Origin of the sequence: Ectopseudomonas khazarica (assembly GCF_004521985.1) — a bacterium.
In the GTDB taxonomy this organism is placed as follows: domain Bacteria; phylum Pseudomonadota; class Gammaproteobacteria; order Pseudomonadales; family Pseudomonadaceae; genus Aquipseudomonas; species Aquipseudomonas khazarica.
In genome coordinates, this window is sequence record NZ_SBHZ01000017.1 from 86,665 (window position 1) to 99,856 (window position 13,192).

Sequence of the window (13,192 nt, forward strand, 5' to 3'; positions counted from 1 at the left end):
CGGCTTGCCAGCCATGCCCGGTCGGAGGAGCATGGTTGTCTCATTCACCGAGTTGCCGTTGTCCCATGATGCGTAAGTCCGTTCTGTTGCTGTTGTGCCTGGGTTTGCTGAGCGCCTGCGAGCGTGCGGCAGACCCCGTCGCGCAACGGCCGGAATCCGTTCCGCTGGTGGCCGAGTCTGCCGTCGAGGCGCCGGCAGTCGAGGTGGCGAGCACAGCGCCTGTCGACGCGCAGCCAGTGGCCGAGGCGGTCGAAGCCACGCCCGCCCGTGCCGAGCCGCAGCCTGCCGCGAAACCCAAGGCCGAGGTCGGCAAGGCGCCCCGAGCTACCTCCGAAGCGACGCCGGCACTGGACCTGAGCGTGCCGCAGGAACTGTTCGCGCAGGCCCTGGAAGGCGAAACCCGCGAGGATCTTGCACCGCTGCTGCCGCCCTTGTTCGGCGAAAAGCCCGAGCTGCAGAGCCCATTCCAGATCAGCGGCCGACTGATCAGCAATGAGCGCGAGGACGATTACTGGGATTCGATCGAAGGCGCCGAGGTGCAGTTCGAGTTCAAGCGGTAGGCGGCTGGTAATCGCCGCTTATCTCGCTCGCTACGATCAGGATGGATTGCGGGCTGGCTCAAGTCCGTACGGGCAGCATGCTGTTACCATCGCCGGCCTCTGAATCTGAATCACTGGCAAGGAGTGCCGAATGTCCGTCATGGCCGATGAGTTCGATTGCCCCTCTCAGGACAGAGTGGTGCTCGCCTTGCTGGCGTTCATCACGCCCATTCTCGCGGGTGTTTTCCTGCCTTGGTGGAGCGTGCTGTGGCTTATCGTGTCACTGCTCTTTGCCATGGCAATCATCGCCCTCGCGGGATATCCGAAGATCGCCAGGCATCTGCCCGAGCCCCTGCTCCTGCTGTTGATAGCTTTCGGCTTTCAGCTCTGGGGGGAGGTTTCCGGCTGGTTGGGGTTCTTTGTCGGGTTATTCATCCTCCTCTTTGGCTGCGTACATCTGCTGCTGTGGGTGAATTTTCTGGATCTCGGAAACCCCAGGGTCCAGCACAACCTCGATCTGCGCTTTCAGGGCACGCGGCCAGCATTGGCGGTCGCTCCCCGGACAAGCTACTGCCCGCAGCACAGCACTGCCTGGCTGGCGACGTCAGTTGATGGTTTCGCCTGGGCCGTAGATGCTCGGGTGGCCAAGGGACTGCGGACGAGCATCGATCGGTGGTCCCCTCGCGTGATTGCCCAAGATGTCGTTGACGATTCGTTGGTGCCGTGCGCTTCGTCTTCCATCGTCAACCCTGCGGTGCAGGAGGCGCACTGTCGGGGTGAAATCGATGCCAGCGGCCATCTGATCTTCACGTCGCCGCAAGGTGACCACATGCTGCGTGGCGAGCCGGTCGGCGTGGAGCCCGGCTATAGCCTGTGGTTGGATGATCAACCCAGCGGGTTGTTGCTTGAGCAGGGGGCGTCGGTATTGTGGCGCGATGACGGCGAGGCCCTGGTCTGTCGGGCGCGTGCCGAGAGCCAGCCGGTTGAAGAAATCGCCACATGGCTATGGCAAGCGAGCTCCGGTTGGCGCCCTCTGGATGTGTCTTGGCAGTCGCTCGACGATGAACCGCAGGTCGAGTGGCGTGCGCCCAGCCGACTGGAGGGCGAGCGTCTCGTTTACGATGCCTGGCTGCGGCCGAGCACTGACCGGCCATCGACCGCTGCCTGCCCGTTGAAGCTGTGCATCGAGCTGGATGGAGACCAGGCGGAGCGCGTTTCGTTGTTGTTACCGGCAATGCAGGGTGGCGTACAGCCCTGCCTGAAGCTGCTGCGCAAGAGCCGCGATGGCCGCCGCCATGCCTTTAGCTGCATGATCGGAGACTGGCAGTTACCGGGGCTTTGGTGTCTCGACCAGCTCACGTCCGACTGCGGGCGATACCTGGCATTGACCGCTTTCGCCGAGGCGCCTGCCGTCGTGCACCGACTGGCCGTGGCGGATGTTCTGGCTCGACGCCTGATCTTCCTCGAGCAAGCGTTCTTGATCGCCGGGTTGGATACGTTCCAGGAGGGTGTCATCACTCTGCAGCAGATCACCGGACGGCAAGCCGCAGTCGGCGCTGGCGGCCTGCCGCGTCTGGAGGCGCAGGCACCTGCGGCGGATCAGGCTGATGCCTTTGTCGCCCAGGGGCGCTTGCAGTATCGGTCCGTACGGGTGGCGGTAGATCCCTGGTCGTTGCGTCCGATACCCGACTGGCGTGTGCAGTCGGGACCGGTGCCCGCCAGTGCCCTGGGGGATTACGTGCTCCCTGCGCCAGATGGGCGGGACGCCGCTTGGCTGTTCGGGCTGGACGGCGCCGAGGTGGAAGTCGCTGCACAGGCTCCAGGGGGCGCTTGTGTGTTGACCGCTTCCGGTTGTGCCCTAGCTGACCTGGCACCGTCGCTGATCTGGTCGACGGATGGTCGCTACCTGGCGCTAACCCGTCGAGTTGCTGGCGCGGATGGTGCGGCTTGGTATCTGCTGGTGTTGGACACCCATGAACACACGTTGCGTCATTCCGATCAGCCGCTGGAACAGTCGCCATGTCTGCAGGCGTTCGATGAGACTGGACTGCATGTTGCTGGCGCCGCTCAGGTTGCAGAACTGATCACGCTGCAGGTGCTACTGGCGTTACCCCGACAGATGCTGATTCGCAGTGGCGATATCTGGTTGCCAGCGGAACAATTGAGCGATGCCGTGCATTGGCTGCGATTGGATCGGGAACATTTGCAGAGCTGGCAGTCACTCACCTGACCCCTCGCGCCCAGGGACGAGCTGATCTGGGCGTTGCGCTTTCAGAAACGATAGTCCTGGCGCACGATGGCCGCGTGCAGCGCGCTGTCCAGGCACTGGAAGTGCGCAGTGTCGGGCAGGCGCACGTAGAGTGGGTCGTGGCTCCGGGCCGGGTCGTAAGCGGCCTGCTTGAGATCGGTTTTCTTGTACTTGAAGGTGCCGGTGGTCTCCACTTCGCCGAGCAGGCGGATGAACAGGGGGGCGGCGTAGGCCGGCAGCTCCGCGTCGAGGTAGCTCGCCAGCGCTGCGCCATCGAGATCGCTACCGGGCGTCAGGCGCAGTGCAGCCATGCCGCAGCGGCCGTTGGTGGCGGGAATCTCCACGCCGTAGACCACCGCGTCTTCCACGCCGGGGAAGGCACCGAGCACGTTCTCCACCTCGGTGGTGGAGACGTTCTCGCCTTTCCAGCGGAAGGTGTCGCCGAGGCGGTCGACGAACTGCGCGTGCTTGCAGCCGATATCGCGCATCAGGTCGCCGGTGTTGAACCAGGCGTCACCCTGCTTGAACACATTGCGCAGGATCACCGACTCGCTCTTGGCCGGGTCGGTATAGCCGTCGAAGGGCCACTTGGCGCTGATCTCGCTGATCAGCAGGCCCGCTTCACCCTTGTCGGCCTTGTGCAGGAAACCCTTCGCGTCGCGCAGGACGCAGTCGTTCTCCAGGTCGTAGCGCACGATGGCGTAGGTGGCCGGTGTGTAGCCGACGGTATTGTCGAAGTTGAACACGTTGGTGAAGCCGATGTTGCCTTCGCTGGAGGCATAGAACTCGGTGATCTGCCGGACGCCGAAGCGTTGCTTGAACTCGGCCCAGATCGACGGACGCAGGCCGTTGCCGATCATGCAGCGCAGGCTGTTGTCCTGCTCCGCTGGGTGCACGGGTTGGTTGAGCAGATAGCGGCACAGCTCGCCGATGTAGCCGAAGCAGGTGGCCCGGTAGCGCGCCACGTCGCTCCAGAAGGCGCTGGCGGAGAAACGGCGCCGCAGGGCAATGGCGGCACCGCCGGCCAGTGCCGCGCTCCAGCATACGGTGACGGCGTTGTTGTGGTAGCAGGGCAGGGTGAGATAGAGCACGTCGTGCGCGTTGAGGGTCAGGCCGGAGTGGCCGAAGCCGCCGTATGCCTTGATCCACTTGCCATGGCTCATGATCGAGGCCTTGGGCAGGCCGGTGGTGCCGGAGGTGTAGATCAGGAAGCAGGCATCCTTCATGCGGACGCGCAGGCTGTCCGGTGGGTTGTCCTGCGCCTGGCCGCTGCCCAGCTGCATGAGATTGGCCCAGCCGCTCGGCGGCCGCCCCGCATCGACCAGGCAGTCCTGATCGGCCACCCAGTAGCGGCGGGCATGCGGGTCGTGCAGGTGCTCGGCGATTTCCTCGAAGGCTCCGAGTAGCTCGTCGCCGATCACCAGGAGGCGCGGTTTGACCAGATTGAAACTGTGCGCCAGGACCTTGCCGCGCTGGGTGGTGTTGATCAGTGCGCCGACGGCACCGAGCTTGCTCAGGGCGGCGAGGATCGCCAGCAGCTCCAGGCGGTTTTCCAGCATCACCGCGATCACGTCGCCATGCCTGACACCCTCGCGCTTGAACGCCCAGGCCAGGCGGTTGGCCCAGGTATTGAAGTCGCGGTAGTTGATCTGGCGTTGCTCGTCCATCAGCGCCGGGCGTTCGGGGTGATGCCGGGCGGCGCGTTGCAGCGCCCAGGCCAGCGACAGCGGCTTCTCGCGGTTGCGGATGCCGGCGTAGTAGAGGCCACGCAGCATGCGCGGCACGCGTGGCAGGTGCTGCGGCAGGTGGGCCAGGAAGCGAATGGGCGAAATCAGATCGGTTTGGCTCATGGGGCTCGCACTTGGGGTGTCAGTCGTGGGACGCGAGGCCTGACTCTAGTTGGCCCGGCTGGGCGCAGCCATGGCCCTGGCGCATGCGGGCGAGGGCAGATCGGCAAATAGGCGTCGCTCTTCAGGGCGCGCCCAGGTGGCAGAGCAGGTCCGCTCCGCCATGGGCCTGCGTGCAGTCGTAGCCCGGATGCAATCCGGGGATTGGTGCTCGGGTTCCCCCGGATTGCATCCGGGCTACGAAGGGCCGCAGTGTTCAGTCGACGAACAGGTCGGGTATCAGGCTGCCGCCTGCGGGGTCGAAGCGATAGTGTTCGAAATCGCTCTGGCCCTGTTCGCGCAGGATGTCCTCGTCGATCAGCAGGCGTCCGCTGATGCTGCGGCTCTCGCTCGCCAGGATCGCACGGGCCGCGTCGGCCATGATCGCCGGGGTGCGCGCACGCTTGAAGGCGTCGCGGCTGCCCAGCTCGAACTCGATGGCGGCGGTGGCGATCATGGTCTTCGGCCACAGCGAGTTGACGCTGATGCCGTACTTCTTGAATTCCTCGCTCATGCCCAGGGTCAGCATGCTCATGCCGTACTTGGTGACGGTATAGGGACCATGCTGGGCGAACCACTTGGCGTCGAGGTTGAGTGGCGGCGACAGGTTGAGGATATGCCCGCCGGCGCTCTGTTTCAGATAGGGCAGGGCGGCCTGGCTGCAGACCATCACGGCGCGGGTGTTGATCTGGTACATCAGGTCGAAGCGCTTGGGTTCGAGCCGCTCCACCCCCACCAGCTTGATCGCGCCGGCGTTGTTGACCAGCGCGTCGATGCCGCCGAAATGCTCGGCTGCGCGCGCCATGGCGGCTGCCACGGCCTGTTCGTCGCGTACGTCCAGTTGCAGGGGCAGCGCCTTGCCGCCAGCGGCCTCGACTTCGGCGGCGACGCTGAAGATGGTGCCCTCCAGCTTGGGATGCGGTTCGGCGCTCTTGGCCGCGATGACGATATTGGCGCCCTCGGCGGCGGCCTTGAGCGCGATTTCACGGCCGATACCACGGCTGGCGCCGGTGATGAACAGGGTCTTGGCAGAAAGTGACATGAGAGTGCTCCGGGGCTCGTTGTTGTCGTAGGGCGGATGACGTTCCGTTCACCCACCCGGGCGGTGTCGGGGCGGATGGATGCAGTGCCATCCACCCCGCATCAGGTTTCTGAAGCTTCGATTTCCACCAGCAGTTGACGGCTCTTGACCTGGTCGCCCTGGTTGACGCCGATCCGCCGGACTATGCCGTCGACACCCGCCTTGAGCGGGTGCTCCATCTTCATGGCTTCCAGCACCAGCAGCAGCTGGCCCTTGCTGACGCTGGCGCCCTCGCTGGTCAGGACATCGACGATGGCGCCGTCCATCGGCGCCTTCACCGCACCGCTGCTGGCGGCATTCTGGCCCCCGGCCGGTTCGTGGGTGACGTCCAGCAGTTCCAGGTTGCCCTGCTCGCCATACAGCCACAGGCGCTCGCCTTCGTGGTGATAAGCCTGGCGGCGGCGCACGCCGTCCAGCTCCAGGGTCAGCCAGCGTCCGTCGCTGGCCAGCAGGCGCAGGCACAGCTGCTCGTCACCCCGGCTCACGCGAAGTTGTGCCTGAGGGCCGCCGGCGACCACCTCCAGCTCGACGGCATGCTTGTGCTCGCCCTGCTTGAGCACGCAGCGCCAGGGCGCACCGCCTGCGTTGCGCCAGCCGGACAGACCCGGCTGATGCGCGCGCGCGTTTGCCGAAGCCTGGTAGAGCAGGGCGGCGGCGATGGCCAGCTCGGCCAGGCTGGCGCTGTGTGGCTGCAGGCTGGGGTCGTTCTCGAAGTGTTCGGCGATGAACGCCGTCGTGGCGTTGCCGGCAGCGAACTGCGGGTGTTCGAGCAGGTTGGCGAGAAAACGCTGGTTGCCGTTGACGCCGAGGAGCACGCAGCGCTCCACGGCGCGCACCAGCTTGCGCCGGGCGTCGTCACGGGTCTCGCCGTAGGCGATGACCTTGGCCAGCATCGGGTCGTAGAAGGGCGTGACGGCCTGGCCTTCGAGCAGGCCGTGGTCGATGCGCACACCCGGCAGCAGCTCCGGCTCCCAGCGCAGAACCTGGCCGGTTTGTGGCAGGAAGCCGGCGGCGGCATCCTCGGCATACAGGCGCACTTCGATGGCATGACCCTGCAGGCGGATTTCCTCCTGGCGCAGCGGCAGTGGCTGGCCGGCAGCGGTGCGAATCTGCCAGGCCACCAGGTCCTGTCCGCTGATCAGTTCGGTGACCGGGTGCTCCACCTGCAGCCTGGTATTCATCTCCAGAAAGAAGAACTCGCCACTGGCGTCGAGCAGGAACTCCACCGTGCCGGCTCCGACGTAGCTGACCGAGGCCGCCGCCTTCACCGCGGCTTCACCCATGGCACGGCGCAGCTCGGGCGTCATCACCGGGCAGGGCGCTTCCTCTACCACTTTCTGGTGGCGGCGCTGCACCGAGCAGTCGCGCTCGCCGAGGTAGACGATATTGCCGTGGGTGTCGCCGAACACCTGGATCTCGACGTGGCGCGGGCGGATCACTGCGCGTTCGAGGATCAGCTCGCCGGAACCGAAGGCGTTCTGCGCCTCCGAGCGGGCCGTGCGAATCTGCGCCAGCAGCTCAGCGGATGCCTGCACCAGGCGCATGCCGCGACCGCCGCCACCGGCACTGGCCTTGATCATCAGCGGATAGCCGATGCGCTCGGCTTCGCTGGCCAGGGTGTCGTCATCCTGGGCGGCACCTTCGTAGCCCGGAATGCACGGCACGCCGGCTTCCAGCATGGCGATCTTCGACAGGCGCTTGCTGCCCATCAGGTGGATGGCGTCCACGCTCGGGCCGATGAAGACGATGCCGGCGTCTGTACAGGCACGCGCGAAATCGGCGTTCTCGGAGAGGAAGCCGTAGCCGGGGTGGATGGCGTCGGCGCCGGTCCGGCGCGCCGCCTCGATGATGGCATCGATACGCAGGTAGGACTGGTTCACCTGGGCGGGCCCAATGCACACCGCCTCATCGGCCAGCTGCACATGGCGGGCGTCGGCATCGGCTTCGGAGTAGACCGCAACGGTGCGGTAACCGAGCTCGAGGGCGGTGCGCATCACCCGGCAGGCGATCTCGCCACGGTTGGCGATCAGGATCTTGTTGAATGCGGGCATCTTCGTGCTCCTGTGCGGCGATCCGCGGACTTCATCCGGGCCACGATGTTCGTAGGGTGGATCGCGCTGTCTCGATCCACCGTGTGTGGTACGTGCGTGGGCGGATGTGAAAAGCGACAGCCACCCTGCGGTTGCTCCGAAAGGACGGCGGTATCAGTCCGTCCAAGCCATCATTGCACCCATTTCGGCTTGCGTTTCTGCACGAAGGCCATGGTGCCTTCGACGCCCTCGGCGCCCGTGACGGCGGCGGCGAACTGTTCGGCCGCGCGGTCGAGCAGTGGGCCGAGCGCCTCACGTTCGCTGGCCAGCAGCAGCGCCTTGGTCTGGGCGTTGGCCTGCGGCGCGCACTGGCGGATCTGTGCCAGGGTGTCCTGCAGGCGCTGTTGCAGCGCAGTCGCGTCGGCCTCGCAGTGATGCACCAGGCCCAGGCGCAGCGCCTCGGCGCCGTCCACACGGGCGGCCGTCAGCGCCAGGCGGCGGGCCTGGGTCAGGCCGATGCGGTGCACCACGAACGGGGCGATCTGCGCCGGCAGGATGCCCAGCGTGGTCTCAGGCAGGCCGAATCTGGCGTCGCTGGCGGCGATGGCCACGTCGGACACGCAGGCCAGGCCGAAACCGCCGCCGAGCACGGCGCCTTCCAGCACGGCCACCAGCACCTGCGGCGCGGCCTGGGCCTCCTCCAGCAGCGCACCGAAGGCGCGGTTCAGCTCGCGGTAGGCGTCGCCGCCTCTGGCGCGGGCGCCAGCCATGTCCTTGATGTCGCCACCGGCGCAGAAGTGGCCGTCCGCGCCACGCAGGACGAGGGCGCGTACCCCCGGCTCATGGCGCACGGCTTCCAGGGTGGCGCGCAGCTCGCCGACCATGGCCAGGCTCATGGCGTTGCGGCTGTCCGGACGATTCAGGGTGACGTGCAGCACGCCGTTCTCGAGGTTCAGCAGCAGGGTTTCGCAGTGGGGCAGGTCGTTCATCGCATACCTCGGTGTAGGGCGGGTGGAACCCGCCGCACGGCAATGGTGTTTCGGCGCGTAGGCTGGACGTCGCTTTTACGTCCACCGTCAGGGTGGATCGATACAGCGTGATCCACCCTGCGTTCAGACTTTCTTCTTCCCGGGCAGGATGCCCATCAGCTTGCAGATGATGCCGAGCATGATTTCGTCGGCACCGCCGCCGATGCTGACCAGGCGCACGTCGCGGTAGGCGCGCGACACCGGGTTGTCCCACATGAAGCCCATGCCGCCCCAGTACTGCAGGCAGGCGTCGGATACCTCGCGGCCCAGGCGACCGGCCTTGAGCTTGGCCATCGACGCCAGGCGGGTCACGTCACGCCCCTTCACGTACTGCTCGGTGGCCTGGTAGACCAGGGCACGCAGGGCTTCGATCTCGGTCTGCAACTCGGCCATGCGGAAGTGGATGACCTGGTTGTCGATCAGCGGTTGGCCGAAGGTGTGGCGCTGCTTGCAGTAGTCGATGGTGCTGTCGACGCAGTGCTCCAGGCCCTTGATCATGTTGGCCGCGCCGAACAGGCGTTCCTCCTGGAACTGCAGCATCTGCATCATGAAGCCGGCGCCTTCGTGACCGATGCGGTAGCGCTGCGGTACGCGCACGTTGTCGAAGAACACCTGGGCGGTTTCCGAGCTGCGCATGCCGAGCTTGTCCAGGTGCGGGCTGACGCTGATCCCCGGCGTCTTCATCGGCACCACGATCAGCGACTTGTTGACGTGCGGCTTGTCGTCGCTGGTGTTGGCCAGCAGGCAGATGAAGTCCGCCGATGGCGAGTTGGTGATCCACATCTTGCTGCCGTTGATCACGTAGTCGTCGCCGTCCTTGCGTGCGCTGGTCTTCAGACCGGCCACGTCGGAGCCGGCACCGACTTCGGAAACCCCGATGCAGCCGACCATCTCGCCGCTGATGGCCGGGCGCAGGAATTCGTCGCGCAACGCGTCGGAGCCGAAGCGGGCCAGGGCGGGCGTGCACATGTCGGTCTGCACGCCGATGGACATGGGAATGCCGCCGCAATGGATGGTGCCGAACTCCTCGGCGGCGACGATCGAGTAGCTATAGTCCAGGCCCATGCCGCCGAACTGCTCCGGCTTGGAGATGCCCAGCAGACCCAGTTCGCCGGCTTTCCTGAAGATGTCGTGGATGGGGAAGCGACCTTCCTTCTCCCATTCATCGACATGCGGGTTGATTTCCCTGTCGACGAAGTTGCGGACGGTGCGGCGGAGTTCTTCGTGTTCCTGGGTGAAGATCATTGTTGTTGTGCTCCGTATCGAATGGGGCTGGCGGCGGGTGGCACCCGCCCTGGGTTTTTCAGAATCTGGCGACGCCGAAGCTGCTCGTCTTCAACGGACGCAGGCTCGCTTCGGCGCAGATATCCAGCAACAGGCCCAGCAGCTTGCGCGTATCGCGCGGGTCGATCAGGCCGTCGTCCCACAGGCTGGCGGTGCCGTACAGCGCCGTGGACTGGCTGTCGAGCTTCTGCGCGGTAACGGTTTCCAGCATGTCGAGCATCTTCGGGTCGGCCTCCTTGCCTTCCTTGGCGTGTTTCTCCTCGGTGACGATGCGCAGCACCTTGCCGGCCTGGGCGCCGCCCATCACTGCGGTGCGGCTGTTGGGCCAGGCGAAGATGAAGCGCGGATCGAGGCCACGTCCGCACATGGCGTAGTTGCCGGCGCCGTAGGAGCCGCCGACGACGATGGTGAGCTTGGGCACCGTGGCGTTGGCCACCGCCTGGATCATCTTCGAGCCATGCTTGATCACGCCGTGCTGTTCCGACTCGGTACCGACCATGAAGCCGGTGGTGTTGTGGAAGAACAGGATCGGGGTATTGCTCTGCTCGCACAGCTGGATGAACTGCGCCGCCTTGGCCGCACCCTGCGGGGTGATCGGGCCGTTGTTGCCGATGAAACCGCAGGCCTGGCCTTCGATCTGCAGGTGGCCGCAGACGGTCTGGCTGTCGAATTCGTTCTTGAAGTCGAGGAACGCCGAGCCATCGGCGATGCGCGCGATGATCTCGCGCACGTCATAGGGCTTCTTGGCGTCGGCTGGTACCAGACCGAGCAGCTCCTCGGCCGGGTACAGCGGCTCGCGCCAGGTTTTCGCCGGGCGTGCAGGCAGTTGCTGGTTCCACGGCAGCATGGCGAGAATCTCGCGGGCCAGGCGCACGCCATCGGCGTCGTTCTCGGCCAGGTACTCGGCGGTACCGGCGACCTGGGCATGCATCTCGGCGCCGCCGAGTTGCTCGTCGCTGGCGATCTCGCCGGTGGCGGCCTTGAGCAGTGGCGGGCCGGCGAGGAACATCTTGGCCTTGCCACGCACCACCACGACGTAGTCCGACAGCCCTGGCTGGTAGGCCCCGCCGGCGGTGCTGGAACCGTGCACCACGGTGATCTGCGGCAGGCCCATGGCGGACATGCGCGCCTGGTTGGCGAAGCCGCGTGCGCCTTCGACGAAGATGTCGGCGGCGTAGTTGAGGTTGGCGCCACCGCTCTCGGCCAGGGTCACCACCGGCAGCTTGTTCTCGACCGCGATCTGCTGCAGGCGCAGGGATTTCTTCAGGCCGGTGGGGGAGATGGTGCCGCCCTTGATCGCGCTGTTGTTGGCGATCACCAGGCAGCGCACCCCGGCGATGTAGCCGATGCCGGCGATCAGCCCGCCACCGGCCTGGCTGCCGTCCTTGTCGTCGTGCAGTTTGTAGCCGGCCAGCGAGGCCAGTTCGAGGAACGGTGCACCGAGGTCGAGCAGCAGGCTGATGCGCTCGCGGGGCAGCAGCTGGCCGCGCTTGTCGAACTTGGCCTTGGCCTCCTGGGCCTTGTCGAGCACCTTCTGTTCCACGTCGCGGAAGCTGGCGATGGCCGCCAGCATGGCCTCGCGGTTCTGCGCGAAGGCGTCGCCATGTACGTCGATTTCCGATTGGATCACGGGCATCGCCTTACTCCTGGTCTTTCAGTACGTCGGGCACGTAGGCTCGGTGAAAACCGTTGTACGATTCGCTGTTCGTCGCCTTGCCCAGTGTCCAGGCGCGGGTGCCCTGGCTGGCGGCACCATCGATGCGGATGGTGTTGCCGCTGATGAAGTTGGCGCCGGGGCTGAGCAGGAACACGATGGCCGCGGCCACCTCGGACTCGCTGCCGATGCGTTGCAGCGGTACGTGATCCTTGAGGTTGCGGATCATGTTCTTCATCGATTCGGGGTAGGTGTCCATGCCGCTGGAGGCGATCCAGCCGGGTGCCACGGCGTTGACCCGCACGCCGGCGTGGCCCCACTCGTAGGCGGCGGTCTTGGTGAAGTTCTCCATGCCGGCCCGCGCCGCGCCCGAGTGGCCCATGCCGGGCATGCCGCCCCACATGTCGGCGAGCATGTTGACGATGCCGCCGCCGTGCTTGCTCATGCTCTGCAGGAAGACTTCCCTGGCCACCAGGAAGCCACCCACCAGGTTGGTGCGTACCACGGTCTCGAAGCCTTTCTGGTTGATGCCGATCAGCGGCGCCGGGAACTGCCCACCGGCATTGTTGACCAGCTGGTGAATGCGCCCGCGCTGTGCGATCAGCGTGGCGACCATGGCCTTCACGCTGTCTTCGTCGCGGATGTCACAGACATGCCAGCTGGCGCTGCCGCCATCCTCGATGATCTCGCCTGCGGTGTTTTCCAGCTTGTCCTGCTTGCGCCCGATCAGCACCACGTGAGCGCCGAGATGGGCCAGTTCGTGGGCCACGCAGCGGCCGATGCCGCTGCCACCACCGGTGACCAGGATGGTCTGGCCTGCGAACAGGCCGGGTCGGAATACGGAGTCGTAGCTCATTGTTCTTGTTGTCCTTCTCGGTTCCGTAAGAGCGGCATCAGCCGCGATGCTCTTGCCCAGTCCAGATCGCGGCTGAAGCGATACGTCGCCCGACCGCTCCTACAACATGGAAGGTGGAAGCCGCGCAGCGTTTCCCACCCGAAGCCGGTGGGTGGATGACGCGTCATCCACCCTGCGATTGGCACCTACAGCGCTTCGGCCAGTGCCCTGGGCACCGGTACCGGGAATTCCAGCAACTGCTGGGCGAACGCCTTGCCCTGCGGGTCGATGCGCAGGCTGGCGACGCCACCACCGCCCAGCGCGTTCTCCAGCAGGAAGTTGAGGCTGTGGCTGCCCGGCAGGTACCAGCGGCTCACGCGTCCCTGCTCGGCATCCAGAGTGTGGGCCATCCATTGAGCCACCGCCTCGGGCGTCAGCGCGGCGGCGATCCACGCCAGGTACTCGGGCTTTCTCGCCATCACACCGATGTTGCTGTGGTCGCCCTTGTCGCCGGAGCGCGCCACGGCCAGGCGCACCAGCGGTACGGCGCTGTCGGCGTCGTCCATGGGCACGGGCAGGGCAGCGGGGGCGGGCACCTGGGCCGGGT

General features: G+C 66.0%; 10 protein-coding genes. 2 read left to right on the plus strand and 8 right to left on the minus strand.

Annotated elements, in window-relative coordinates; translation table 11 throughout:
- Positions 1 to 68: 68 nt before the first annotated feature.
- Both EPK82_RS20255 and EPK82_RS20260 read left to right on the plus strand, forming a co-directional pair.
- Positions 69 to 560, plus strand: coding sequence for a hypothetical protein (locus tag EPK82_RS20255; protein ID WP_244230064.1), 492 nt, complete (start codon positions 69 to 71; stop codon positions 558 to 560).
- A gap of 130 nt (positions 561 to 690) precedes the next feature.
- A complete protein-coding gene (locus tag EPK82_RS20260) occupies positions 691 to 2,769 on the plus strand; it encodes a hypothetical protein (RefSeq protein ID WP_134677823.1) in 2,079 nt (692 codons plus the stop codon).
- Between the two features lie 41 nt (positions 2,770 to 2,810).
- Here the strand turns inward: EPK82_RS20260 and EPK82_RS20265 are convergent, their stop codons facing one another.
- From EPK82_RS20265 to EPK82_RS20300, 8 genes are all read right to left on the minus strand, one after another.
- Positions 2,811 to 4,637 carry a long-chain-acyl-CoA synthetase gene (locus EPK82_RS20265; protein ID WP_134677824.1) on the minus strand — a complete coding sequence of 609 codons (1,827 nt, stop codon included), beginning with the start codon at positions 4,635 to 4,637 and terminating at the stop codon, positions 2,811 to 2,813.
- A gap of 253 nt (positions 4,638 to 4,890) precedes the next feature.
- Positions 4,891 to 5,715, minus strand: a complete 825-nt coding sequence (locus EPK82_RS20270; RefSeq protein ID WP_134677825.1) for an SDR family oxidoreductase — start codon at positions 5,713 to 5,715, stop codon at positions 4,891 to 4,893.
- Between the two features lie 101 nt (positions 5,716 to 5,816).
- Entirely contained in the window at positions 5,817 to 7,805 is a 1,989-nt protein-coding gene (locus EPK82_RS20275; protein WP_134677826.1) for an acetyl/propionyl/methylcrotonyl-CoA carboxylase subunit alpha, read from the minus strand.
- 170 nt (positions 7,806 to 7,975) lie between these two features.
- Positions 7,976 to 8,773 (minus strand): isohexenylglutaconyl-CoA hydratase, encoded by a 798-nt coding sequence (gene atuE, locus EPK82_RS20280; RefSeq protein WP_134677827.1) that lies wholly within the window; start codon positions 8,771 to 8,773, stop codon positions 7,976 to 7,978.
- A 123-nt stretch (positions 8,774 to 8,896) separates the two neighbouring features.
- The gene (gene atuD / locus EPK82_RS20285) at positions 8,897 to 10,057 is read right to left on the minus strand and encodes a citronellyl-CoA dehydrogenase (protein WP_134677828.1); all 1,161 of its coding nucleotides are present in this window, start codon (positions 10,055 to 10,057) and stop codon (positions 8,897 to 8,899) included.
- 58 nt (positions 10,058 to 10,115) lie between these two features.
- Positions 10,116 to 11,732, minus strand: a complete 1,617-nt coding sequence (gene atuC / locus EPK82_RS20290) for a geranyl-CoA carboxylase subunit beta (protein ID WP_134677829.1) — start codon at positions 11,730 to 11,732, stop codon at positions 10,116 to 10,118.
- A gap of 4 nt (positions 11,733 to 11,736) precedes the next feature.
- Positions 11,737 to 12,606, minus strand: coding sequence for an SDR family oxidoreductase (locus tag EPK82_RS20295; RefSeq protein ID WP_134677830.1), 870 nt, complete (start codon positions 12,604 to 12,606; stop codon positions 11,737 to 11,739).
- Between the two features lie 185 nt (positions 12,607 to 12,791).
- On the minus strand, positions 12,792 to 13,192 hold a 401-nt coding region (locus EPK82_RS20300; RefSeq protein WP_455708954.1), incomplete at its 5' end, for an AtuA-related protein.